Raw genomic sequence first — 23,937 nt, 5'->3', positions numbered from 1 at the left:
CGCCTCGGTCGACGGCCCGGACGCCTCGCGCCTTCGCCCTACTCCCGTGGGACTGGACCGGCCAGTCCGTTCTCCCAGGCCCAGACGGCGATACCCACCCGGTTACGGGCCTTCAGCTTCGCCTGGACGTTGGCGACATGGGTCTTGGCGGTGCCCGCCGAGATGAAGAGCTTCTCGCCGATCTCGGCGTTGGTGAGGCCCTCGGCGACCAGCCGGGCGATCTCGTCCTCCCGGGCGGTGAGAGGCGACAGGGCCGTGGGCCCTGCCGGGGCGGGGGCAGGGGCGAGGGTCTGGAGCAGCCGGACCGTGATCTGGGGGCTGATGAGGATGTCCCCGGCCATCGCCGCCCTGACCCCCTCGATCAGCAGCCCGGGACCCGAGCGCTTGAGCAGGAATCCGCAGGCGCCGTCGTGCAGTGCCGTGCGTACGTAGTCGTCGTGGTCGAAGGTGGTGACGACGAGGACACGCATCGGGTCGGGTACGCCGGGGCCCGCGAGGCGCCGGGTGAGTTCGAGGCCGTCCAGGCCCGGCATCCGGATGTCGGCGAGGACCAGGTCGGGGCGCAGGGTGCGGGAGAGCTCGATGGCGGTGAGGCCGTCCGCCGCCTCGCCGACCACGGTCATGTCGGGCTGCGAGCCGAGAATCAGGCGGAAGCCGCTGCGTACGTCCTCCTGGTCGTCGGCGATCAGGATGCGGGTCGGACCGAGGGACGTCGTCATGGGGCCTCTTTCGGGAGTGCGGCAGGCAGGACGGCGGTGAGCTGCCAGCCGCCCTCGCCGTGCGGCCCCGCCGAGAGGGTTCCGCCGAGGGCCTCGGCGTGCTCGGTGAGAGCGGGGAGGCCGAGGCCGCCCCGGGAGACGCGGCGGCGGGCCGGGGCGGGGCGGGCACCGCGGTCGTTGGTGACCCGGATCTCCACAGTGGTGGCCGCGGGGGTGAACGCGACGGTGGCGTGGGAGGCGTCGGGGGCGTGCCGGCGGATGTTGGTCAGCGCCTCGACGACGATGCGGTACGCGGCAGAGCCCGCCTCGCGGGAGAGCGCCTCCGTGACCAGGGAAGGTAGGTCGAGATGCGCCTCGGTGGCGCCCGCCGAGGTGAAGTTCGCTATCAGCAAGGGAAGTTGGGATACATCGGGGAGCGGCTCGGTGGTGGGTGCCTCCGGACCGTGCAGCATCTGCACGGTCCGGTCCATCGCGGCCAGGGCGCTCAGACCCGCCTTCTCGATGCGTTCCAGGGCGAGCACCGCCCGGGAGGGGTCGGTGGCGGCGACGAAGCGGGCCGCCTGTGCCTGGACAACGATCCCGCTGATGTCATGGGCGACGAAGTCGTGCAGGTCGCGGGAGAGCTGGCGACGCTGGGCGCTGCGGGCCTCGGCCACCGCGCTCCGGCGACGCTGTTCCTGGCGGCGGGGGTAGGCGCCGGCCGCCACCGCGGCGGCTACGGGAAGCAGCCAGAAGGTGGCGATTCCGATGGATTCCAGGAAGGACTCACCGGTGACCAGTGGCAGCGGCCAGAGGGTCACCGCGAGGGCGGTCAGCGGGAGGGCCGACTTGAGTTCGCGCAGGGGCGACCAGCGGGTGACCGCGGCCACGAGGAGGAGCAGGACGGCGGTCTCCGCCAGCTTCCAGCCGGAGCCGAAACCAGCCTTCGGCAGGGCGAAGCTGGTGGTCAAGGAGAGGACCGCGCAGACCGCGGTCGGGCGGGCGAGGCGGCCGAGCCGCTGACGAACCGCGGCACGGGGGCCGACGACGGCCCACGCCAGCGTGCCCGCGGCCGCGAGCGACGGCAGAGCGCCAATCACCGTGACGGCCGGGCCGGTTGATTCCCACATGGTGATCAGCGTACGGGTGTGCGATATGGCGGGGCTCTCTGCCGAACGGCACAGAGGGCCGGGCGGCGGCGCGATCTTTGTGCCGATCGGCGGATGGGATGGCGGGGGTGCCGGAGGTGAAGCTTGAGCCGTTCAACCGACCACGGCAACACAAACACCCTCGAGAACAAGGGAGTTCATCATGCGCAACACCGCAATCGGCGCTACGGCAGCCGTCGCCGTCCTCGCCGGGCTGATTGCTGCAGGGCCCGCTCCTGCGGCCCCTGCAGCGTCCGTCGAGAAGAAGCCGGCGAAGACCGCGAGCGTCCATGGGGAAGCGCGCATCTCCTACATAGAGTCGATCGACGACGCCATCCGCTTCACCATCCATGCCGAACAGACGCCGTTCACCCGGCCGGTGCCCCCCAACGCCCCCGAGGGACTGCCCACGGATGCCCGGGGCACGCTGAAGTTCTCCCACACCCCCCGGGGCGGAGCCACGGGGTGGGCGGAGGCCCGGGTGGACTGCCTGGTCACCAGTGGGCGGACGGCGACCCTGACCGCGGTCGTGACGAAGTCGAACGTCGAGGAGGTCGGCGCCCGGCTGGGCATCAGCGTCCAGCAGGGCGGCAAGGGCGAGCCGGACCGGCTCGGCTTCTCCTGGGGGGTGGTGAACGTCGACCCGGGGAACGTCGATGAGAACGGCTGGCCCGTAAGGCCGCAGGCCGGTACGTGCATGGCCCCCGCACCGTTCACGACCGTGACCAAGGGCGGCTTCAAGGTGGTCCACGCCGAGATCACCAAGTCTCCCGCGCAGCCCGAGGCGGCGATCCGCCGTGGCTGACACCCTGGTCGCCGGGACGCCCGTCACGGCCGCGCCCCAAGTCCCCCGTTCCGTCCGCCTGGCGGCGCACGCCGCCGCGCTGACCCTGGTGCCGTCCGGGCTTTGGCGCATCGCCATCGCCCTGGGTTGGGACTCCGGATTCACCGACGAATTCCTTGCGCCGGGAAACTTCCCCGGCGCCGGGTCCTTCTACCTCATCGGCCTCAGCCTGCTGGCCGAGGCACTCGGACTGCTCACCCTGGGCCTGGTCCACAAATGGGGCGAGGAATTCCCGCACTGGGTGCCGGCCCTGGGCGGCCGGAGAATCCCCGTCATGGCGGCGGTGATCCCCGCCTCGCTCGGCGCGGCTCTCGTCACCCTCATCACGGTCACCGGCGCGTTCGCCTGGAACGACGCGGACAACATGGGTGCCGCCGGATCCCCCGATGACGGCCACTACTGGCTGATGACCGCCTGCTATCTCCCCCTGCTGGCCTGGGGTCCGCTGCTCATGGTGGTCACGGCGGCCTACTACCGCCGCCGACGTCGGGGTCGCTGAGTCCCGCCGTCCGCAGATCCTGGAACATGCGCTCGAGCCGTGCTCCGGAGGAGCGATCGGCCCGCACGGACTGGCTGGACCGGACCGGCGGGCCGGGCAGGAGCAGTGAACAACCCTGCGGATCTCGACGTGCATCGCGCGGGCATCAGTCGCACCTCCGTATCGGTCAACCTCCGAGACGGCCGCCGAGGGGAATGCGACTCTCATATTCTGTCGCAGTGCGCGCACCCGTACAGATTTCTTGTACGGGTCGCGCGCGCGTGAAGCACGAATGCGGGTGGGAAGTGGGGACCGTATGCAACCCAGGAATCGGCAGCGCAAGAACACGTCGGCAATGAAACTCGTGGGCGCGCTGGTGGCCCGGTTCCGCATCGCGGCCGAGCTGACCCAACGCCAACTGGCCGAGCAGACGTGCACCCAGCCGGAAACCATCGCCTCCATCGAGCAGGGCAGACGCGCGCTCCTGCTGCCGCTGGCTCGTCGCATGGACATCCTGCTGGACACCAAGAAGGCCTTGGAAACGGCGGTGGAGAACATGCCGGAGGTGGACCTGATCCCGGCTTGGGCGGAGGAGTACCTCGATCTGGAGCGGGAGGCGCTGTCTCTTTCGTGGTTCGAGAACCAGGTACTGCCGGGGCTGCCCCAGACGGAGAGCTATGCGCGTGCGGTGTTCCGGAGCAAGGTGCCCGTCATCAGCGAGGAGGACATCAACACCCAGGTGTCGTCCCGCTTGGAACGAAAGGCCATCCTGACCCGCAGGGTGCCGCCGACCACGAGTTTCGTCATCTCCGAGGCCATCCTCAGGGATCGTCTCGGAGGCGACGAGGTGTACGCGGAGATGCTCCGCCATCTCCGGGCCTGCTCCGACCTACCGGGGATCGCCCTTCAAGTCATGCCGTTCGGCCAGCAGGCGCATGCAGCCCTGGACGGCCCCTTCATCCTGCTCGAAACACCGGACTACCAACGTCTCGCCTACACCGAAACCCAGCGTGGGAGTCGGATCGTTTCGGACCCGGATGAGATCAGCATCCTCTCGCAGAAATATGCGATGCTGCGAACGCAGGCCCTCAACACCGAGGACACAAAAGGCCTGTTGGACCGGCTGCTAGGAGAGTTATGAGCACCGCACACGTGTGGTTCAAGTCCAGCTACAGCGGAAGCGAAGGCGGCGCCTGCCTCGAAATCGCCTACGCCTGGAAGAAGTCGAGCTACAGCGGCAGCGAAGGCGGCGAGTGCGTCGAGATCGCCGCCCACCCCGCCGCCGTCCACGTCCGGGACTCCAAGAACCCCGAGGGCCCCACGCTCACCCTCGCCCCCACCACCTGGTCGGCCTTCGCCGCGCACATCGGCTCCTGAGCCACCGGCGGGACGACCGGCGGAGCGGCCGAATGTCAGTGGCCGCCCGTACGCTCATCGACATGGCGACGCTTCCGAACCCGCTCCCGTCCCTGGCCACGTCAGGGCTCGAACTCCCGCCCGGCGCCCTCGTGGACACCACGCTCGAAGGGCCGTGGCACGAACCGCTGCTCTGGTACGCGGACGGGCCCGCAACCCCCGGCGACTGGACCCGGCTGCGCGACGCGGGCCGGAGCCTCGGGCTGCTGCCCGTGCTCATCGACGGCGGGAGACGGGATCACTGGCCCGAGGCATGGGACCTCGACCCGGCCGGTACGTCGTATCCCGGCGACCATGACGCCGACGACGTCATGCGCGAGGCCTGGGACGCGTACGCGGAGGACGAGCTCAACACCGAAACCGCCTGGACGGGGCCGGCGCCCGCCCCTCTCGTGGACGGCCCGGACTCCCCGGAGTTCCTGGCGGCCGCGATGGCCGACATGCTGAGCGACGACGGCAGCTGGCTGACCGGCACACGCCTGGCGCTCGTGCCGGCGAGGCGCAGTGCGGACATCCCGGCCGCGATCGGCTGGAGCGGACCGCTCAACCACGAGAACGACGTCGCCCGGCTCTGCGCGGTCCTGCGCTCCTGGGAGGACCGGTTCGGGATACGGGTCGTGGCGCTCGGCTTCGACACCCTGACGGTCAGCGTGGGCCGCCCGCCCACGACGCAGGAGGAGGCACTCGCGCTGGCCGCCGAGCACTTCGCGTTCTGCCCCGACAACATCCACCAGACCGCGCTGGACACCCTGGAGAAGTACGCCGCGGACGCCCTCCTCGGCCGGGAGAGCTGGTCGTTCTGGTGGGACTGAGCACCTGAGTACGAGCACTCATGTGCCGCTGCCGGAGGGCGCGTTGACTAGCACGCATGACCGACGAGCAACACATCACTGTTCGCACGCAGGGCGGCTGGGTGGCGCCGCTGATCTCCACCGTCCTCACCCTGCCGCTCGCGTTCTTCGCGCTGATCTACGGCATGCTCTCGCCCATGGCGTGCGACTCGTGCTCGGACGCCGAGGCCGACCGGTTCGACGCGAGCTTCGGCACCGCGTTCACGGTCCTGGTGTGCGGTCTGGTGGTGGCACTGATCCTGCTCGTCGTGAGCTGGTGCCTGCCACGCCGGCCGGACCGGGCCCCGTCCCGCGGCCTCTTCGCGTTGCTGGCACCTGTCGCGGTCGTCCTCGACCACCTGTTGTTCTCCGGCCTCCTCGACCTGCCCTGAAGTGCGCCGGCGGGGGCATGCACCGCCGCCCACGGGGAAGCTCACTCTCCATGGACCGGACAGAGAGCCTCATCGACGCGTTCCACGCCCAGCCCGCCGAGAGCGACAGAAGACGCGAACTCGTCGCGGGGATAGCCGGCATACTCACGGACCGGCCGGACCACCCCGCCGCTCTGACGTTCCTCACCTCGGTGGCGGCCGACACCGAGGAGTGCGACCTCGCCAGGGTCGAGGCCACGACGGCGCTGCGGCTGTCACCGCCCACGGACGGTGCGCAACGGGAGCGGGCCGCCCGCGCGTTGCTTGCCGTGATGCGCGGGCCGGACGACGATCTGGTGCGGCAGTACGCGGCCATGGCACTCGGCCCCTACGCGGACGACCCGGAGATCCACGACGCGATGGCGGCCGCCGTCCTCGGCGACGAGGACCCGCTCGTCCGGGACAACGCCCTGGCCGCGCTCAGCCACGCGGGCCCGAGCGACGGCCGGGCCGACGTACTGCACCGGCTGGCCGACGACCGGACGCTGGGCCGGGAGGCGGCCCGTATCCTCGCGTCCTGGGGCCGCGAACCGGCACTCTGACCCGCTTCGGAAGGCTTCCGGACTCAACGCCCCAGCTTCTGCGCGACCTCCGTCGCCCAGTACGTCAGGATCATCTGCGCACCCGCGCGCCGGATCCCCGTCAGGCTCTCCAGGATCGCCGCGTCCCGGTCGATCCAGCCGCGCTCGGCGGCGGCCTCGATCATCGAGTACTCGCCACTGATCTGGTACGCGGCGACCGGCACGTCCACCGACTCGGCGACCTTCGCCAGGACGTCCAGGTACGGTCCGGCCGGCTTGACCATGACCATGTCCGCGCCCTCGTCCAGGTCGAGCGCCAGTTCGCGCAGGGACTCACGGGCGTTGGCCGGGTCCTGCTGGTACGTCTTGCGGTCGCCCTTGAGCGAGGAGCCCACGGCCTCGCGGAACGGGCCGTAGAAGGCGGAGGAGTACTTCACCGTGTACGCGAGGATCGAGACGTCCTCGTGGCCGGTCTGGTCCAGCGCGTCGCGGACCACCCCGACCTGGCCGTCCATCATGCCGCTGGGGCCGACCACATGGGCGCCCGCGTCGGCCTGGACCTGGGCCATCTCGGCGTACCGCTCCAGCGTCGCGTCGTTGTCGACCCGGCCGTCCTCGGTCAGCACACCGCAGTGCCCGTGGTCGGTGTACTCGTCCAGACAGAGGTCGGACATGACGACGAGATCGTCACCGACCTCCTCACGCACCGCGCGCAGACCGACCTGGAGGATGCCGTCCGGGTCGGTGCCCGCCGTGCCGCGGCCGTCCTTCTTCTCGTCCAGCGGCACACCGAACAGCATGATCCCGGAGACGCCCGCCGAGACCGCGTCGACGGCGGCCTTCCGCAGGGTGTCCAGGGTGTGCTGCTGCACGCCGGGCATGGCCGAGATGGGGACAGGAGCGCCGACGCCCTCGCGTACGAACGCGGGCAGGATCAGATTCGCCGGGTCGAGCCGTGTCTCGGCGACCATCCGCCGCATGACGGGGGTCGTCCGCAGCCGTCGGGGGCGAGAGCCGGGGAAGTTTCCGTACACAGTCATCCTTCGAGATTAGACCCGTACACATCACGCTCTTACCGACACCTGTGCCGGGAAAAGGGAGCCACAGGGGGCCGCGGGCAGCCGCGGAACAGACCGGGCCCGGCCGCTTCACGAAGAAGCAGCCGGGCCCCGCACACGTCACACCGGATCAGGTCGTCGTACGACGCCGCCGCGCACCCGGACGCCGCTCGCTCGGCCGGGTCACCGGGTCCCCGGCCTCCTTCGCCGCGTCCCGGCGCTGGGCGCCGAAGGCCGCGAGGGCCTCGGCCAGCTTGTGCACCGAGGGCTCGGGGGACAGGACGTCCACGCGCAGACCGTGCTCCTCGGCGGTCTTCGCCGTGGCCGGGCCGATACACGCGATGACGGTCACGTTGTGCGGCTTGCCCGCGATGCCGACGAGGTTGCGCACCGTGGAGGACGAGGTGAAGAGCACCGCGTCGAACCCGCCGCCCTTGATGGCCTCACGCGTTTCGGCGGGCGGCGGCGAGGCGCGGACCGTGCGGTACGCGGTGACGTCGTCGACCTCCCAGCCGAGCTCGATGAGACCGGCCACCAGCGTCTCGGTGGCGATGTCGGCGCGCGGCAGGAACACCCGGTCGATCGGGTCGAAGACCGGGTCATACGGCGGCCAGTCCTCCAGCAGCCCGGCGGCGGACTGCTCGCCGGACGGCACCAGGTCCGGCTTCACACCGAAGTCGACGAGCGCGGCGGCGGTCTGCTCACCGACGGCCGCGACCTTGATCCCGGCGAAGGCACGGGCGTCGAGCCCGTACTCCTCGAACTTCTCCCGGACGGCCTTCACCGCGTTCACGCTGGTGAAGGCGATCCACTCGTAGCGCCCGGTGACCAGGCCCTTGACCGCACGCTCCATCTGCTGGGGCGTACGCGGCGGCTCGACGGCGATCGTCGGGACCTCGTGCGGCACCGCGCCGTACGAACGCAGCTGGTCGGAGAGCGACGCCGCCTGCTCCTTCGTACGCGGCACGAGCACCTTCCAGCCGAACATCGGCTTGGACTCGAACCACGCGAGCTGGTCGCGCTGGGCGGCGGAGCTGCGCTCCCCGACCACGGCTATGACGGGCCGGTGCCCCTCCGGCGAGGGAAGGACCTTGGACTGCTTGAAGAGCTGGGCGATGGTGCCCAGCGTCGCCGTCCAGGTGCGCTGACGGGTCGTCGTGCCGGCGACGGTGACGGTCAGCGGGGTGTCCGGCTTGCGGCCCGCCGAGACCAGCTCACCGGCGGCCGCGGCCACCGAGTCGAGCCGGGTCGAGATGACGCACGTGGCATCGCTCGCGCCGACCTCGCTCCAGCAGCGGTCCGAGGCGGTGTGGGCGTCGATGAACCGGACGTCGGCGCCCTGGGCGTCACGCAGCGGCACCCCGGCGTACGCGGGCACCCCCACGACGTTGGCGACACCCGGGACGACCTCGAAGGGAATGCCCGCGGCGGCGCAGGCCAGCATTTCGCCGCCCGCGTTGCCGTCCAGGCCGGGGTCACCGGCGACGGCACGGACGACCCGCCTGCCGCCCTTCGCGGCCTCCATGACAAGATTGGCCGCATCCCTGAGGACGGGGACCCCGACGGCTGTTGACTGCGCGTCAACAACCGTCAGCTCAGGCGTGCTTACGCCTGCCCGCGCATGGCTGCGAACGACGCCGAGAACGTCCGGCTCGGCGACAAGAACGTCCGCGCTCGCGAGCGCCTCGACGGCGCGCAGAGTCAGCAGTCCCGGGTCGCCGGGACCGGCGCCGAGGAAGGTGACGTGCCCTGCGGACAGGACAGGAAAATCGGATGCGGCGGGGCCGTTGGGGCTCAAAGTGCTCGCTCCCCCATAAGACCGGCCGCACCCTTGGCAAGCATCTCGGCCGCGAGTTCGCGACCGAGGGCCGCCGCGTCGTCGTGCGACGTGGGGACGGGACCGGTGGTGGACAGCTGCACCAGCGAGGAACCGTCGGTGGACCCGACGACACCGCGCAGGCGCAGTTCGTTGACAGCCTGACCGTCGGCCAGGAGGTCGGCCAGCGCACCCACAGGTGCGGAGCAGCCGGCCTCCAGGGCGGCGAGCAGGGCACGCTCGGCGGTCACGGCGACCCGGGTGTACGGATCGTCGAGCTCGGCGAGCGCGGCGGCGAGTTCGGCGCTGGAAGCAGCGCACTCGATCGCCAGTGCTCCCTGGCCGGGAGCGGGCAGAACGGTGTCGACCGACAGGAAATCGGTCACCTCACCGGTCCGGCCGAGACGGCTGAGTCCGGCCGCGGCGAGTACCACCGCGTCCAGTTCACCGCTTCGTACAAAACCAATACGCGTATCGACGTTGCCGCGGATCGGCACCGCCTCGATGCCGAGGCCGTGGCTGCGGGCGTACGCGTTGAGCTGCGCCATGCGGCGCGGCGATCCGGTGCCGATACGGGAGCCGGACGGCAGCTGGTCGAGCGTCAGCCCGTCCCGCGCCACCAGCCCGTCCCGCGGGTCCTCGCGCGCCGGCACGGCCGCCAGCACGAGGCCTTCGGGCTGCGCGGTCGGCAGGTCCTTCAGCGAGTGGACCGCGAAGTCCACCTCGCCGCGCAGCAGCGCCTCGCGCAGGGCGGCGACGAACACGCCGGTCCCGCCGATCTGCGACAGCTGCTCCTTGGACGTGTCCCCGTACGTGGTGATCTCGACGAGCTCGACGGCCCGCCCGGTCACCTCGCGGACGGCCTCGGCGACGAGGCCCGACTGCGCCATGGCGAGCCTGCTGCGCCGGGTCCCCAGCCGCAGCGGCTCGGTGGCCCCCGCGCCCAGGGGTGAGTTGTCGGTCATGACCGCCCTCGATTCGGGTCGTTCAGGTCTGCCCGGGAGACGGCGGCGACCGTCTGCGGGTCGAGGTCGAAGAGTTCCCGCAGTGCGTCGGCGTACCCGGCGCCGCCGGGCTCGCTGGCGAGCTGCTTGACCCGCACGGTGGGCGCGTGCAGGAGCTTGTCGACGACGCGGCGCACGGTCTGCGAGATCTCGGCGCGCTGCTTCTCGTCCAGGTCGGGAAGGCGTCCGTCCAGCCGTGCGATCTCGCCCGCTACCACTCCGGCGGCCATCGTGCGCAGCGCGACGACGGTGGGAGTGATGTGGGCGGCGCGCTGGGCGGCGCCGAAGGCGGCGACCTCGTCGGCGACGATGGTGCGCACCTGGTCCACATCGGCGGCCATCGGGGCGTCCGCGGACGCCTCGGCGAGCGACTCGATGTCGACGAGGCGCACACCGTCGAGGCGGGCGGCGCCGCCGTCGATGTCGCGCGGCATCGCGAGGTCCAGCAGGGCGAGGCGGACCGGGCCGGTGGACTGGGCGGGCACGGTGACCCGGCGGACGGCCTGTGCCTGCGCGGTCGCGGTGGCGGAACCGTTCTCCACCCATGCCGCGTGCTGGTCCAGCTCGCCGGGCGGCGCGGCGACGGGGGCGTCGGGCGCTTCCTGCGCGGGGGCCGCAGACAGTCCGAGCGCACCGGCGACGGCCTCGGTGCTGAGCACCAGACCGGTCGCACCGGTGCAGGAGACGACGACATCGGCACGTGTCAGTTCGTCGGAGACCGCGGCCATCTCCACCGCGTGTGCGGCCACCGAGGTGCCCTCGGCCTGGTTGAGGATCTCGACCAGACGGTCGGCGCGGGCCCGGGTGCGGTTGGCGACGACGATCTCGGCGACGCCGGTACGGGCCAGTGTCGCGGCGGCCAGCGAGGACATCGAGCCCGCGCCGATCACCAGGGCGCGCTTGCCCTTGGCCCAGACGGCGGGGTCGCGGCCCTCGGCGAGCTGTTCCAGGCCGAAGGTGACGAGCGACTGCCCGGCCCGGTCGATCCCGGTCTCGCTGTGGGCGCGCTTGCCGACCCGCAGGGCCTGCTGGAAGAGGTCGTTCAGCAGCCGGCCTGCGGTGTGGAGCTCCTGCCCCAGCGCCAGCGCGTCCTTGATCTGGCCGAGGATCTGGCCCTCGCCGACGACCATCGAGTCCAGTCCGCAGGCCACCGAGAAGAGGTGGTGGACCGCCCGGTCCTCGTAGTGCACATAGAGATACGGAGTGAGCTCGTCCAGACCGACACCGCTGTGCTGGGCGAGCAGCGTGGACAGCTCGGCGACGCCCGCGTGGAACTTGTCCACGTCGGCGTACAGCTCGATGCGGTTGCAGGTGGCGAGGACGGCGGCCTCGACCGCGGGCTCCGCGGCGAGGGTGTCCTGGAGCAGCTTGGCCTGGGTGTCGGCGGCCAGCGAGGCCCGCTCCAGCACGGAGACGGGGGCGCTGCGGTGGCTCAGCCCTACGACAAGGAGACTCATGCCGGCATCACGGCGGGCATGTCCCCGTCGGGTCCCTTCCGGTTGCCGGTCGCGGCGCGCACGGGCGGTGCGGCCGGGTCCGGCTCGCTGTCCGCGGCTTCCTCGCCCGCCTTGCGCTGCTCGTGGAAGGCGAGGATCTGGAGCTCGATGGAGAGGTCGACCTTGCGCACGTCGACACCGTCCGGCACCGAGAGCACGGTCGGTGCGAAGTTCAGGATGGAGGTGACTCCGGCGGCCACGAGCCGGTCGCAGACCTGCTGGGCGGCACCGGGCGGGGTGGTGATCACACCGATCGACACACCGTTCTCGCTGATGATCCGGTCCAGGTCGTCGGCGTGCTGGACGGGGATGCCGGCAACGGGCGTTCCGGCCATCGCCGGGTCGGCGTCGATCAGCGCGGCGACCCGGAAGCCGCGGGAGGCGAAACCGCCGTAGTTGGCGAGCGCGGCGCCGAGGTTGCCGATGCCGACGATGGCGACCGGCCAGTCCTGGGTGAGGCCGAGTTCACGGGAGATCTGGTAGACGAGATACTCGACGTCGTAGCCGACTCCGCGCGTCCCGTACGAGCCGAGATAGCTGAAGTCCTTGCGCAGCTTGGCGGAGTTGACCCCCGCCGCCGCGGCGAGCTCCTCGGAGGAGACCGTGGGAACCGAACGCTCGGAGAGAGCGGTCAGCGCACGGAGATACAGCGGAAGTCGGGCGACGGTGGCCTCGGGAATTCCTCGGCTACGGGTCGCCGGTCGGTGATTTCGGCCAGTTGCCACGGTGCTCCTGCGGGATGAGCGGGGCTGCAGGCGGCCGTATGTCCCATGGCCGCCCCGTCGAATGCAGGCTATGTCTTTGTGAACGCGTGCACAAAGATGGTGTCCGATTTGTCCGGTCAAAGTGACCGGGGTCACGCACATACGTCGCGCGATCCAGGAACCACCGATCGCATCAGCCCGTTGCAGGCCCGAAGGGGGCAAAGCGGTACACACTCCTCACAGCCACGCCCCCGAGACCACTCAAAACGCCCACGATGGTAACCGGGTTTCACTCAGGAAAGCAGCGCACTGCGCAGTCTTACCGGGTCCACCCGCCAGAACGTGTGCTGTTCGTTATCAATGAGGACCACGGGGACCTGCTCCCAGTACTCCCGGTGCAGCTCCTCGTCCCGGGTGATGTCCTTCTCCTCCCAGGACGCGCCGGTCTCCTCGCAGACCGACCGGACCACCAGCCTGGCCTCGTCACAGAGGTGACACCCGGGCTTCCCGACCAGGGTCACCACCCGGTCCTCGGGCTTCTTCTTCGTACGGCGGAACAGGGCACTCATACCCCTCATTCTGCGCCGTGCGCGGAGGCGCTCCGCCCCTCATCCCCTACGCCCGGAATCGCCCGTTTAACAATTCGGTCCCCGAGAGTTCACGCCATCGCATCCCGGCAGGTCGGGAAGGGCCGAACCAACTGGCTATGCTCACGACATGGCCGCTCTTGGATGGCTCACACCCCGTAGGCGTTCCGCGACAGCGCGGAGCGTGCTGGCAGGCGAGGCTGCGGCGGAGGCCGCCCGGAAGTCGACGCTCGACGCCGAGCAGTCCGCCGAATCCGAAGCCCCGTCCGGCGCGGAGGCCGAGGAACCCGAATTCCCGGTCGTCGGCGACGACCGGGCCGCCGCCTTCTTCGACCTCGACAACACCGTGATGCAGGGCGCCGCGATCTTCCACTTCGGCCGCGGCCTGTACAAGCGGAAGTTCTTCGAGCGCCGCGAACTGACCCGGTTCGCCTGGCAGCAGGCCTGGTTCAGACTGGCCGGCGTCGAGGACCCCGAGCACATGCAGGACGCGCGCGACAGCGCCCTGTCCATCGTCAAGGGCCACCGCGTCTCCGAGCTGATGTCCATCGGCGAGGAGATCTACGACGAGTACATGGCCGACCGCATCTGGCCCGGCACCCGTGCGCTCGCCCAGGCCCACCTCGACGCCGGCCAGAAGGTCTGGCTGGTCACCGCCGCCCCGGTGGAGACCGCCACGATCATCGCCCGCCGGCTCGGCCTGACGGGCGCGCTGGGCACGGTCGCCGAATCCGTCGACGGCGTCTACACCGGACGCCTGGTCGGCGAACCCCTGCACGGACCCGCCAAGGCCGAGGCGGTACGCGCCCTGGCGGCGGCCGAGGGCCTGGACCTGGCGCGCTGCGCCGCGTACAGCGATTCGCACAACGACATCCCGATGCTGTCCCTGGTCGGGCACCCGTACGCGATCAACCCGGACGCCAAGCTCCGCAAGTACGCCCGCGCCCGCGACTGGCGGCTGCGCGACTACCGGACGGGCCGCAAGGCGGCCAAGGTCGGCATCCCGGCCGCGGCGGGTGTGGGCGCCCTCGCGGGCGGTACCGCCGCCGCCGTCGCCCTGCACCGCCGCCGCCGCTGACCCGGCCGCACCTCCGCCGGTGTTCCGGCCGGAACACCGCCCGCCCGGCCCCGCCGGTGTTCCGGCCGGGCCGGGCCACGCCCGGCCGACGCCACCGATCGGGACCCCGCACCCAGCGGCCGCCCCCGCCAGTCGGGTTACCCGCGATCGACCACAACCTGTCGCGGCCGCAGGCAGATCTCGAAGCTATTCGATCAATAACCGGTCACGATGTGCTACTTGATGTGTCGAATAGTCGCTACAGAAGCGACCTAACCGGTGATTTGAGCAACTGGGTGTAGCACTGCCTGTACGAAGCGTTATTCTCCTCAGACGCATTCAGGAACCCACCACTCACTACGACGAGTGACGGTTTCGCACTGCACGTGATGGAAGCTCTGCCTCTGGGAGTCCCGTGTACCCACACGTCGGGGTTGACGCCTCGGGCCTGGCTACGCTGCGCGCAACGGTCGGCGACCGCTTGCGCGGCTTCGTCCCCACCGCGTACGCCGTACCCGCCTTTGCCACCCCTGCGCCTGCCGGCCCTTGCTACGCCCTGGCCGAACGCGGTGCGGCGGTCGGAAGACGCAGCAACCGCGGCGCAACGACCACGTCCACCGTTCGTCGGCCGACGGCCGACAGCGACAGCGCGCGCATGATGGATCTCGTCGAGCGCGCACAGGCCGGTGAGGCTGACGCCTTCGGCCGCCTCTATGACCAGTACAGCGACACCGTCTACCGCTACATCTACTACCGCGTGGGCGGCAAGGCGACCGCGGAGGACCTCACCAGTGAGACCTTCCTGCGCGCCCTGCGGCGCATCTCCACGTTCACCTGGCAGGGCCGCGACTTCGGCGCCTGGCTGGTCACCATCGCTCGTAACCTGGTCGCCGACCACTTCAAGTCCAGCCGGTTCCGGCTGGAAGTGACCACCGGCGAAATGCTCGACGCCAACGAGGTCGAGCGCAGCCCCGAGGACTCCGTCCTGGAGTCCCTCTCCAATGCCGCACTGCTGCAAGCAGTGCGCCGACTCAACCCCCAGCAGCAGGAGTGCGTGACCCTGCGCTTCCTGCAGGGCCTCTCGGTCGCCGAGACCGCCCGGGTGATGGGCAAGAACGAGGGCGCGATCAAGACCTTGCAGTACCGCGCCGTCCGCACCCTTGCCCGGCTTCTTCCGGACGATGCCCGCTGACCCCACCCCGGGCCGAATCACTCTCGGCAATACGTTCATCACGCACTGGTCCGATCATCTTTCGTGCGTAACCCAAGTGCCGCGCCACTCGTTGTGCCGGTTGCAGGCCCCCTGTCGTCACCCCCTGTCCGCAGACACTCACTCCATCGGGTGGATGCGCTCAAGGTGTGCAACCTTCCGGACCCTCAGGGGAGTCGACCGTCATGACGAGAGGAGGTGCCGCCAGTGATCGCAAACGTTTCGGCACACCGGCGGGCGAACGCCTTCGCCCAGGCCGTGGAGGAGCAGTCGCTCCGCGGTGCGGCGGCCGTACAGCCCGAGGACCCGGCCGAACCGGCCGACCGCGGACCGCTGTTGGCCCTGGCGAACGGCCTAGGTGAGCTACCGAAGCCGGCGTTGGACCCCGAGGTCAAAGTGGTGCAGCGAGCTCAGCTCGTCGCGGCCATGGAGGCCATGTTGTCCGCAGGCGGCACGCCCGCGGACCCTACCGTGCCCGAACAACGGGGCAGGGGCGCCCACCGGGCCTCCCCGCTCCGCAAACTGCGCCCCAGATCGCGCTGGACGAAGGGCCTCGCGGCCGGCGGGATCACCGTCGGTGTGGCGGCCGGAGCCTTCGGCGGAGTAGCCGCTGCCAGCTCCGACGCCCTCCCCGGTGATTCGCTCTACGGCCTGAAGCGCGGCATGGAGGACATCCACCTCAACCTGGCCGGCAGCGACACCGACCGCGGCGAGGCCTATCTGGACCAGGCATCGACCCGGCTGAGCGAGGCCCGCCGGCTGATGGAGCGCGCCCGCGCGGGCGACCTGGACCACGAACAGCTCGGCGAGGTCAGACGCACGCTCAACGGCATGACCCACGACGCCACCGAGGGCCACCGCCTGCTGCACTCGGCATACGAGCAGGACGGCGCCATCGGACCGATCCAGACCCTGGACTCCTTCTCCCGCTCCCACCGCGACAGCTGGAGCAATCTCCGCGGCCGGCTGCCGGTGCAGCTGACCGAGGTCGGCGACCAGGTGAGCTCGGTCTTCGCGGCCATAGACGAGGAAGTGGCGCCGCTGCAGTCGCTGTTCCCCCGTGCCCCGCAGAAGAGCGGCGGATCGCAGCAGTCCGGTTCCACCGGCACCGGCACGGCCCCGACATCACAGAAGCCCTCCCCCTCGTCCTCCTCACCCGTCGGCGGGCACGACGACAGCACGGGCACCAGCTCCTCGCCCCACCCGTCGGACTCGGGAAGCACCCCTGCGGACGGCCTGCTCGGAGGCGGCTCCGACGGCCTGTTCGACCCGCCGTCACAGGACACCTCCGCCCCGCCGAAGGACACCCCGAGCACGCCCCCCACACCTGACGTCACCCTGCCCCCGCTGATCCCCGGCCTGATCGGAGGCCTGGGGATCGACAGCCAGGACGACAAGAACTGACCCAACCGCCGGACGGGCACCGGAACAAGCCCGTCCGGCGAAATCAAGCCCGCCCGGCAAAATCAAGCCCGTCCGGCGATTGAGGACAAAACGCCCGCCCCGGCGCACCCGAGGCCACCAAAACCCAGCCCGTCCGGCGCTTGAGGACAACGCCCCGCCCGGGCACCCGGGCACCATCAGAAGAACACCGACCGCCGCTGCACCAGCAACCTGTACAGCGTGTGCTGAATCTGCTCCCGCACCTGATCCGTCAGATTGAACATCAGCATCGGATCCTCCGCCGCCTCCACCGGATACCCATCCGTGGGAATCGGCTCACCGAACTGAATCGTCCACTTCGTCGGCAACGGCACCGCCCCCAACGGCCCCAGCCACGGAAACGTAGGCGTGATCGGGAAGTACGGCGTCCCCAGCAGCCGCGCCAGCGTCTTGGAGTTGCCGATCATCGGGTAGATCTCCTCCGCCCCCACGATCGAGCACGGCACGATCGGCACCCCGGCCCGCAGCGCCGTGGACACGAAGCCGCCCCGCCCGAAGCGCTGCAGCTTGTACCGCTCGCCGAACGGCTTGCCGATCCCCTTGAAGCCCTCCGGCATCACGCCGACGACCTCGCCCTGCCGCAGCAGCCGCTCCGCGTCCTCCGCACAGGCCAGCGTGTGCCCCGCCTTGCGGGCCAGCTCGTTGACGACCGGCAGCATGAAGACCAGGTCCGCGGCGAGCAGCCGCAGATGCCGCCCCGCCGGATGGTTGTCGTGCACCGCGACCTGGAGCATCAGCCCGTCCAGCGGCAAGGTTCCGGAGTGGTTGGCCACGATGAGCGCCCCGCCGTCCGACGGGATGTTCTCGATGCCCTTCACCTCGACCCGGAAGTACTTCTCGTACATCGGCCGCAGCACCGACATCAGCACCTGGTCGGTGAGTTCCTCGTCGTAGCCGAACTCGTCGACGTCGTACTCACCCGTGACCCGTCGCCGCAGGAACGCGAGCCCGCCCGCGATCCGCCGGTCCCAGCCACCCCGCTCGGGGCTCTCGGGGGCCACAGCAGCCTCCTCCGGCACTTCCGGCCCCTCCGGCGGCAGCCCAGCGGCCGACTGCCCCGGCAGGGCACTCACGGACCCGCTGCCGCGCCCCGGTGACCGTCGCCGCGCGGCACGCGGCAGACCCCCGGACCGCGAACGGTCGTCATCGAATGGAATGACCTTGGCATCCGCCATCGTCGGTGCGCTCCTCTACCTGACGTCCGGAGTCGGGTGTGTGTCGCCGCCGGCCCCGGTGATCCCCGGAGCATCGCCGGTCCCGCCGGCGAGCGGCATCGCTGCCAGTCTGTCGACGGCCCTGCCCACCGCCTCGGGCGGCAGCAGCCCCGGCCCCCGGCTTCGCGCGAACTCCGCGAACGTCTCCGCCGTGGTGAACCGCGGCCGAAAGCCCAGGGTCTCGCGCATCTGGACGGTGGAGACCACCCTGCCATGGGTGAGCAACCGGATCTGCTCCGGCGAGAAGTCCGTCATCCCGACCGTACGGAGCGCCTGACCGACCCAGGTGACCGCGGGCAGCAGCACCGGCATGGTCGGCCGCCCCAGCCGTCGCGAGCACTGCGAGAGCAGCAGCACCCCCTCGCCCGCGATGTTGAACGTGCCGCTGTTCAGCGTCCCGCGCCGCGGCTCGCTCGCCGCGATACCGAGCACCTCGATGACATCGTCCTCGTGCACGAACTGGAGCCTGGGGTCGTAGCCGAACACCGTCGGCAGCACCGGCAGCGACAGATAGTCGGCCAGCGGCGAATCCGCGTCCGGCCCCAGGATGTTCGCGAACCTGAGCACGCACACGGCCACGTCCGGCCTGCGGCGCGCGAAGCCCCGTACGTACCCCTCGACCTCCACCGCGTCCTTCGCGAAGCCACCGCTCGGCAGGGACTTGGGCGGGGTGGTCTCGTGGAAGACCGCCGGATCGCGCGGGGCGGAGCCGTACACCCCCGTACTGGACTTGATCACCAGCCGCTGCACCGCCGGGGCCTTCTGGCACGCCCCGAGCAGCTGCATGGTGCCGATGACGTTGTTCTCCTTGACCGCGCTACGGCCCTGGGCCCCGAGCGCCTTCGCGCTGACGTCCAGATGGACGACCGTGTCCACGGAGTGCTCGGCGAGAACCCTGGCGATGGCGGGCTGGCGGATGTCCGCACGGACGAAGACCGCGTCCCCCAGCTGATGGCCGGGCGCGACCGCGTCGACCGCGATCACCCGGCCCACGTCCGGATCACGCTGGATGCGCCGCACGAACCGGCCGCCCAGTTGCCGGGCCGCTCCCGTGACGAGCACGACCTTCCCCAAGATCAGCGCCTTCCGTCGGTCTCCCGTGAAGTGAGTGGAGGGGTCCCCGAAAGGTTTCTTCCCCGGTCGTCACCGTAGCGGGTGGATGTTGCCCTGTGATGACTGCGCGGCAGGCTTCTGCCGCGTCATGGCCCGAATGCGTGCACCTGCCGTGCGCAGGGCCCGCACAGCACCGCAGCCCTCCCGCCGGAATGGCGGAAGGGCTGCGGATTTCACGAACTGCGTTCGCCTACTTCTTGTTGCGACGCTGAACGCGCGTGCGCTTGAGCAGCTTGCGGTGCTTCTTCTTGGCCATCCGCTTGCGCCGCTTCTTAATGACAGAGCCCACGACTACCCTCGCTCACTTCTTCTTCACTGGTGCGGGGCGTCTGGGCCCACACGACCTACGTCGGCCTAGCCTACCCGCCACCGGGTGAGGGACGTAATCCGAGGGGAATGTCAGGCCGACCCCACCCCCACGAAGGACTCCCGGAGATACTCGTGAACCGCTTGCTCCGGCACCCGGAAGGACCTTCCCACCCGGATCGCCGGCAGATGACCACTGTGCACCAGGCGGTACACGGTCATCTTCGACACTCGCATGACCGAGGCGACTTCCGCCACGGTCAGAAACTTGACCTCGTTGAGAGGCCTCTCGCTGTCAGCAGCCATGATCCACCTGTACCTTCCGCACGCGACGCGCACCGGCTTCCCCTCCGGTGACTCTTCGTCGATGTGCGCTCACTCCCCAGATTAGGGGCGGGTGATGCGAGTGGGGAAGAGGAGAGACGATCGCTCGCCTACTGTGACAGACACGCCCGATTGAGCACATAGCGCGTGAGCGGCAGGTAGTAGGCGGACCGCACGGCGTCGTCGAGCGGAACGGCGACCGACACCCGCCCCTCGGCCTCGCCGACGAACAGCGCCGGATCGTCCGTATCGGCCAGCCCGATCGCCTCGATACCCAGCTGACCTGCCCCGCAGACCCAGCCGTGGTCCCCGACGACCAGTTCCGGCAGCGGCCCCCGGCCCTCCGCGGCAGCCTCCAGAACGACCCTGACCGGCAGCGGAGAGTGGGAATGTGCGCCGGTGCCACCCCCGGGCGCCCGCACGCCGGGTTCGCGCACCAGCGCGACTCCCCGTACGTAGTCCAGGTTGTACGTGCGTACGCCGAACCGCGTCGTTATGTCGACACATCGCCCCTGCGCGGGGGTGAGTACGGTGCACCCCACCGACGACAAAGCGTCTGCCAGCGCTGCGTAGAAGCCGAGCAGCCGGTGCGGATGCCCCGTACCGAACAGCACCGGCGCCCGCCGCCGGGCCACATCCGACAGCCGCGCCGCAAAAGCGTCCAGCCCGGCCAGCGTCCGCTCCGGGTCGATCACATCGGGACCCGAGACATGCGCGGGATCGGCCGAGACCCCGCACTTGTCGGCCATGAGACGGAGCAGGTCCAGCTCCCCCCACCCCCCACCGGGGTCGAGGCCGAGCGTGACCCGGGGGTCCCTGGCCGCGAAGAGCCGATAACTCCGCAGACTCACCTCACGCGGGGTGGCCACGGGCCCGGCCAGCCGGGCCGCCAGTAGATGCGCACGCAGCGCTCCGGTGCTCAACACCCTGCCGATGCTCCCGTACCCGCACCGTCCGGGGGCCAAAAGGCGGGTTACGCCCCACAGTTGGCGTAACCACTACCGGCCGCCGGAATCAGGTCAGCGGCCGACCGGCCGGGTCAGGTGAGCAGTCCCCGCAGCGGAAACGCCGCCCGCCTGCTCGCCAGCACCGCCTGGTCCAGCCGGTCCGCGGGGTCGTACCCCTCTTCCCACGACTTCCACGACGGGGTACGCCCGTCCGTCATCCGGGCCGGCCCGAGCTGCCGCGTCCGGGCGTAGACCTCGTCCCGCCAGGACGACGGGATCACCGACTCCGGGTCGACGGGCGCGTGGGCGGCGATCCCCACCAGATGTGTCCAGGACCGCGGCACCACATCCACCACCGCATAGCCACCCCCGCCGAGCGCCACCCAGCGCCCGCCGTCCACGTACGCGTGCGCGAAGTCGTGGCAGGCCGCCATCACGGCCCGCTGGGCGTCCAGCGACACCGCGAGATGAGCCAGCGGATCCTCGAAGTGCGTATCGGCCCCGTGCTGCGTCACCAGGACCTGCGGCCGGAAGTCCGCCAGCAGCTCCGGCACCACCGCGTGGAACGCCCGCAGCCACCCCGCGTCGCCCGTCCCGGCCGGCAGCGCCACATTCACCGCACCGCCCTCACCGGGCCCCGCACCGGTCTCCTCCGGCCAGCCGGTCTGCGGGAAGAGCGTCCGCGGGTGCTCGTGCAGCGAGATCGTCAGGACCCGCGGGTCCTCCCAGAAGGCCGCCTGCACGCCGTCACCGTGGTGCACATCCACATCGACGTATGCGACCCGCTCCGCGCCCAGCTCAAGCAGCCGCGCGATGGCGAGTGCCGGGTCGTTGTAGATGCAGAAGCCCGAGGCGCTGCCGGGCATGGCGTGATGGAGTCCCCCGGTGAAGTTCACCGCGTGCCCGGTCTGCCCGCGCCACACCGCCTCGGCCGCGGCCACCGACTGCCCGGCGATCAGCGCCGACACCTCGTGCATTCCCGCGAACGCCGGATCGTCCGTCGTCCCGATCCCGTAGTTCTGGTCGGCGTGGCCGGGATCCGCCGAGGCCGCGCGTACGGCCGCCACATAGTCCGGGCGGTGCACGAGCCGCAGCGTGGACTCCCCGGCGGGCTTGGCCGACACCACGTCGACCGCGCTGTCGAGACCGAACGCCCGCACCAGGCCCATCGTCAGGGCAAGTCTGACCGGGTCCATGGGATGACTGTCCCCGAAGTCGTAATCCGTTACTGCGTCATCCCACATCAGCTGTGCGCGGCCGCTCATGCCCGCCACCGTATCGGGCGGGCTCCGTGCCGAACGACTTGGCGTACACCAGCATCGCGAGCACCAGCACCATCGGCACGAGCATCGCGCCCCGATAGCTCCAGGCGTCACCGAGAGCCCCCACCAGGGGTGAGCCGATCAGGAACCCCACGTAGTTGAAGATGTTGAGCCGCGCGATGGCGGTATCGCTCGCACCGGGGAACAACCGCCCCGCCGCCGCGAACGTCTGCGGCACGATCACACACAGCCCGAGCCCCAGCATCGTGAACCCGAGCATCCCCACCCAGGCCCCACCCGCCACGGCCACCACACCGAACCCCGCCGCGGCCAGCACACTCCCGAACCGCACCACGGCCACCGCCCCGAACCGCCGCACCCCGAAGTCCCCGACAGCCCGGCCCAGCAGCGTCGTCACCATGTAGACGTTGTACGGAACGGTCGAGAGCTGCTCCGAGCTCCCCAGCACGTCCTGCAGATACTTGGCGCTCCAGTTGGAGACCGTCGAGTCCCCGATGTACGCGAAGCTCATCACCAGGCAGAGCGGCATCAGCAGCTTGAACGAGACCGAGCCGGCCTTCCCCTGCGCCGCACCCTGTCCCTCGTCCTCATGCCGGCCCTCGACGTACCAACGGCTCCCGGCCAGCGCGACGGGCAACAGCACCACGACCACCGGAAGATACGAGACCAGCAGCGACAGATCCCAGTGCGCCCCGGCCCACGCCATCGAGGCCCCGGCGATACCGCCCAGGCTGTACGCGGCATGGAAGCCGAGCATGATCGAGCGTCCGTACGCCCGCTGGAGGCTGACACCCATCATGTTCATGGACGCGTCCAGCGCACCGACGGCCAGCCCGAACGCACCGAGCGCCAGGGCCGCCTCCCACACCTCGCTCCCGGCACCGACACCGAGCAGCGCGAGCAGTACGACGGGCTGCGCCCAGCGCAGAACCACCCGCGGCCGTACCCGCGCGACCACCTTCTCGGTGACCACGCTGCCCACACCGGCCAGGATCGGCACAGCGGCGAGGAACACGGGCAGCAGGCCGTCGGATATCCCGTACCGGTCCTGAATGGCGGGGATCCGCGTCACGAGAAGAGCGAAGGTGACGCCCTGCACGAAGAAGCTCAACGCAAGGGAGGCTCTGCCGTGCCGCAAACGTGCATCTGTCATGGGCGCGAGCGTAGGGCCAGTTTCTACCCATGGGTAGATCCGTCAGGCAAGCAATTCCCGCAGCTGTCCCATGTCGGAGAAATGCCCGGTCACCCCGGCCAGCCGGTCCGCCGGCATCATCGACGTGAACCCGTACACATCCATGCCCGCGGCCCTGGCGGCCTCAACCCCGAGCGGGCTGTCCTCGATGACGACGCACCTCTCCGGCGGCACCCCCATCCGGTCCGCGGCATACAGGAACAGGTCCGGCGCCGGCTTCCCACGCCCCACGTCCTCCGCGCTGAAGATCCACTCCTCCTCGAACCACTGGTCAAGCCCGGTCTTGAGGTGCCCCACCCGGATCCGCTCGTGGCTGCCGGAGGACGCGACGCAGTACGGAACCCCGTCGGCGACGAGGCTGCCCAGCACCTCCTCCACGCCGGGTACGGGCTGCAGCTCCCGCCGGAACGCGGCGAATACCCGCGTGTGGAACGCGTCGTCGAAGTCCGCGGGCAGCTTCTCCCCGCCACGCTCCTCGACGAGGTCGTGCACCCGGTGCAGGGCGGCCCCCATGTAGTCACGGAGGGATTCCTCGTACGAGGTGGGGTGGCCGAGCTCCGTGAGGTAGCCGGCCAGGATGGTGTTGGAGATCGGCTCGCTGTCCACGAGCACACCGTCGTTGTCGAAGATGACCAGTTCGTAGCGCATGCCACGACCTTAAACTGTCGGGAACGCAGAAAAGCCCCGTGCCACAAGGGCACGGGGCTTAACTATCAAAAGGAGTTCGGCGGCGTCCTACTCTCCCACAGGGTCCCCCCTGCAGTACCATCGGCGCTGAAAGGCTTAGCTTCCGGGTTCGGAATGTAACCGGGCGTTT

At 70.4% G+C, this 23,937-nt stretch carries 26 protein-coding genes and 1 rRNA gene; 10 read left to right on the top strand and 17 right to left on the bottom strand.

Annotated elements, in window-relative coordinates:
* Window positions 1–38: 38 nt before the first annotated feature.
* Window positions 39–719: a response regulator gene (locus ACFVW8_RS26440; protein ID WP_389694150.1), complete on the bottom strand. Its 681-nt coding sequence runs from the start codon at window positions 717–719 to the stop codon at window positions 39–41.
* On the bottom strand, window positions 716–1,828 hold the full coding sequence (locus ACFVW8_RS26435; RefSeq protein ID WP_389694148.1) for a sensor histidine kinase: 1,113 nt from the start codon (window positions 1,826–1,828) through the stop codon (window positions 716–718). The genes ACFVW8_RS26440 and ACFVW8_RS26435 overlap by 4 nt, the downstream gene beginning before the upstream one ends.
* Window positions 1,829–2,009: 181 nt before the next feature.
* On the opposite strand from ACFVW8_RS26435, the gene ACFVW8_RS26430 reads away from it, so the two are divergent.
* The 7 genes from ACFVW8_RS26430 to ACFVW8_RS26400 all read left to right on the top strand — a co-directional run bounded on the left by ACFVW8_RS26430 (window position 2,010) and on the right by ACFVW8_RS26400 (window position 6,387).
* Window positions 2,010–2,651 (top strand): hypothetical protein, encoded by a 642-nt coding sequence (locus ACFVW8_RS26430; RefSeq protein ID WP_389694146.1) that lies wholly within the window; start codon window positions 2,010–2,012, stop codon window positions 2,649–2,651.
* Window positions 2,644–3,189 (top strand): hypothetical protein, encoded by a 546-nt coding sequence (locus ACFVW8_RS26425; RefSeq protein ID WP_389694144.1) that lies wholly within the window; start codon window positions 2,644–2,646, stop codon window positions 3,187–3,189. Before ACFVW8_RS26430 ends, ACFVW8_RS26425 begins: the two co-directional genes overlap by 8 nt.
* 334 nt (window positions 3,190–3,523) lie before the next feature.
* The gene (locus ACFVW8_RS26420; protein ID WP_389694142.1) at window positions 3,524–4,309 is read left to right on the top strand and encodes a Scr1 family TA system antitoxin-like transcriptional regulator; all 786 of its coding nucleotides are present in this window, start codon (window positions 3,524–3,526) and stop codon (window positions 4,307–4,309) included.
* Window positions 4,306–4,545: a DUF397 domain-containing protein gene (locus ACFVW8_RS26415; protein ID WP_389694140.1), complete on the top strand. Its 240-nt coding sequence runs from the start codon at window positions 4,306–4,308 to the stop codon at window positions 4,543–4,545. Before ACFVW8_RS26420 ends, ACFVW8_RS26415 begins: the two co-directional genes overlap by 4 nt.
* A 62-nt stretch (window positions 4,546–4,607) precedes the next feature.
* On the top strand, window positions 4,608–5,396 hold the full coding sequence (locus tag ACFVW8_RS26410) for a DUF4253 domain-containing protein (RefSeq protein ID WP_389694138.1): 789 nt from the start codon (window positions 4,608–4,610) through the stop codon (window positions 5,394–5,396).
* Window positions 5,397–5,452: 56 nt separating this feature from the next.
* Window positions 5,453–5,806, top strand: coding sequence for a hypothetical protein (locus ACFVW8_RS26405; RefSeq protein ID WP_389694136.1), 354 nt, complete (start codon window positions 5,453–5,455; stop codon window positions 5,804–5,806).
* 50 nt (window positions 5,807–5,856) lie between these two features.
* Window positions 5,857–6,387, top strand: coding sequence for a HEAT repeat domain-containing protein (locus ACFVW8_RS26400; protein WP_389694134.1), 531 nt, complete (start codon window positions 5,857–5,859; stop codon window positions 6,385–6,387).
* A gap of 23 nt (window positions 6,388–6,410) precedes the next feature.
* Here ACFVW8_RS26400 and hemB read toward each other — a convergent pair whose 3' ends face one another.
* The 6 genes from hemB to ACFVW8_RS26370 all read right to left on the bottom strand — a co-directional run bounded on the left by hemB (window position 6,411) and on the right by ACFVW8_RS26370 (window position 13,013).
* Window positions 6,411–7,406, bottom strand: coding sequence for a porphobilinogen synthase (hemB, locus tag ACFVW8_RS26395; protein ID WP_389694132.1), 996 nt, complete (start codon window positions 7,404–7,406; stop codon window positions 6,411–6,413).
* Between the two features lie 148 nt (window positions 7,407–7,554).
* Window positions 7,555–9,222: a uroporphyrinogen-III synthase gene (locus ACFVW8_RS26390; RefSeq protein ID WP_389694130.1), complete on the bottom strand. Its 1,668-nt coding sequence runs from the start codon at window positions 9,220–9,222 to the stop codon at window positions 7,555–7,557.
* On the bottom strand, window positions 9,219–10,205 hold the full coding sequence (hemC, locus tag ACFVW8_RS26385) for a hydroxymethylbilane synthase (RefSeq protein WP_389694128.1): 987 nt from the start codon (window positions 10,203–10,205) through the stop codon (window positions 9,219–9,221). The genes ACFVW8_RS26390 and hemC overlap by 4 nt, the downstream gene beginning before the upstream one ends.
* Window positions 10,202–11,701: a glutamyl-tRNA reductase gene (locus ACFVW8_RS26380; RefSeq protein ID WP_389694126.1), complete on the bottom strand. Its 1,500-nt coding sequence runs from the start codon at window positions 11,699–11,701 to the stop codon at window positions 10,202–10,204. Before ACFVW8_RS26380 ends, hemC begins: the two co-directional genes overlap by 4 nt.
* Window positions 11,698–12,465 carry a redox-sensing transcriptional repressor Rex gene (locus ACFVW8_RS26375; RefSeq protein ID WP_389694124.1) on the bottom strand — a complete coding sequence of 256 codons (768 nt, stop codon included), beginning with the start codon at window positions 12,463–12,465 and terminating at the stop codon, window positions 11,698–11,700. The genes ACFVW8_RS26380 and ACFVW8_RS26375 overlap by 4 nt, the downstream gene beginning before the upstream one ends.
* Before the next feature lie 272 nt (window positions 12,466–12,737).
* Complete coding sequence (locus ACFVW8_RS26370) at window positions 12,738–13,013, bottom strand: glutaredoxin family protein (RefSeq protein WP_389694122.1); 276 nt, start codon at window positions 13,011–13,013, stop codon at window positions 12,738–12,740.
* A 148-nt stretch (window positions 13,014–13,161) separates the two neighbouring features.
* Here ACFVW8_RS26370 and ACFVW8_RS26365 point away from each other — a divergent pair, with 148 nt between their 5' ends.
* The 3 genes from ACFVW8_RS26365 to ACFVW8_RS26355 all read left to right on the top strand — a co-directional run bounded on the left by ACFVW8_RS26365 (window position 13,162) and on the right by ACFVW8_RS26355 (window position 16,702).
* A complete protein-coding gene (locus tag ACFVW8_RS26365) occupies window positions 13,162–14,109 on the top strand; it encodes an HAD family hydrolase (RefSeq protein ID WP_389694120.1) in 948 nt (315 codons plus the stop codon).
* A 394-nt stretch (window positions 14,110–14,503) separates the two neighbouring features.
* Entirely contained in the window at window positions 14,504–15,280 is a 777-nt protein-coding gene (locus ACFVW8_RS26360) for an ECF subfamily RNA polymerase sigma factor, BldN family (protein WP_024490754.1), read from the top strand.
* 225 nt (window positions 15,281–15,505) lie between these two features.
* The gene (locus ACFVW8_RS26355) at window positions 15,506–16,702 is read left to right on the top strand and encodes a DUF5667 domain-containing protein (protein WP_389694117.1); all 1,197 of its coding nucleotides are present in this window, start codon (window positions 15,506–15,508) and stop codon (window positions 16,700–16,702) included.
* A 176-nt stretch (window positions 16,703–16,878) separates the two neighbouring features.
* On the opposite strand, the gene ACFVW8_RS26350 is transcribed toward ACFVW8_RS26355, so the two are convergent.
* From ACFVW8_RS26350 to rrf, 9 genes are all read right to left on the bottom strand, one after another.
* The gene (locus ACFVW8_RS26350) at window positions 16,879–17,916 is read right to left on the bottom strand and encodes a lysophospholipid acyltransferase family protein (RefSeq protein ID WP_389694115.1); all 1,038 of its coding nucleotides are present in this window, start codon (window positions 17,914–17,916) and stop codon (window positions 16,879–16,881) included.
* Window positions 17,917–17,931: 15 nt separating this feature from the next.
* Window positions 17,932–19,029, bottom strand: a complete 1,098-nt coding sequence (locus ACFVW8_RS26345) for an NAD-dependent epimerase/dehydratase family protein (protein ID WP_389694113.1) — start codon at window positions 19,027–19,029, stop codon at window positions 17,932–17,934.
* Window positions 19,030–19,258: 229 nt separating this feature from the next.
* Window positions 19,259–19,357, bottom strand: coding sequence for a 30S ribosomal protein bS22 (locus ACFVW8_RS26340; RefSeq protein WP_003948845.1), 99 nt, complete (start codon window positions 19,355–19,357; stop codon window positions 19,259–19,261).
* Window positions 19,358–19,467: 110 nt separating this feature from the next.
* Window positions 19,468–19,680 (bottom strand): helix-turn-helix domain-containing protein, encoded by a 213-nt coding sequence (locus ACFVW8_RS26335; protein ID WP_158072253.1) that lies wholly within the window; start codon window positions 19,678–19,680, stop codon window positions 19,468–19,470.
* Between the two features lie 128 nt (window positions 19,681–19,808).
* Window positions 19,809–20,624 carry a phosphatase gene (locus ACFVW8_RS26330; RefSeq protein ID WP_389694110.1) on the bottom strand — a complete coding sequence of 272 codons (816 nt, stop codon included), beginning with the start codon at window positions 20,622–20,624 and terminating at the stop codon, window positions 19,809–19,811.
* A 113-nt stretch (window positions 20,625–20,737) separates the two neighbouring features.
* Window positions 20,738–21,910 (bottom strand): acetoin utilization protein AcuC, encoded by a 1,173-nt coding sequence (locus tag ACFVW8_RS26325; RefSeq protein WP_389694108.1) that lies wholly within the window; start codon window positions 21,908–21,910, stop codon window positions 20,738–20,740.
* The gene (locus tag ACFVW8_RS26320) at window positions 21,879–23,081 is read right to left on the bottom strand and encodes an MFS transporter (RefSeq protein WP_389694106.1); all 1,203 of its coding nucleotides are present in this window, start codon (window positions 23,079–23,081) and stop codon (window positions 21,879–21,881) included. Before ACFVW8_RS26320 ends, ACFVW8_RS26325 begins: the two co-directional genes overlap by 32 nt.
* 42 nt (window positions 23,082–23,123) lie before the next feature.
* Window positions 23,124–23,768, bottom strand: coding sequence for an HAD family hydrolase (locus ACFVW8_RS26315; protein ID WP_389694104.1), 645 nt, complete (start codon window positions 23,766–23,768; stop codon window positions 23,124–23,126).
* A 74-nt stretch (window positions 23,769–23,842) separates the two neighbouring features.
* A 5S ribosomal RNA gene (gene rrf, locus ACFVW8_RS26310) occupies window positions 23,843–23,937 on the bottom strand; the annotation flags it as partial.

It is taken from the genome of Streptomyces sp. NPDC058221 (assembly GCF_042882365.1).
Taxonomy (GTDB): Bacteria; Actinomycetota; Actinomycetes; order Streptomycetales; family Streptomycetaceae; genus Streptomyces.
The sequence above is the reverse complement of the archived record's forward strand: the minus strand, read 5'-3'. Positions and strand labels throughout refer to the sequence as shown.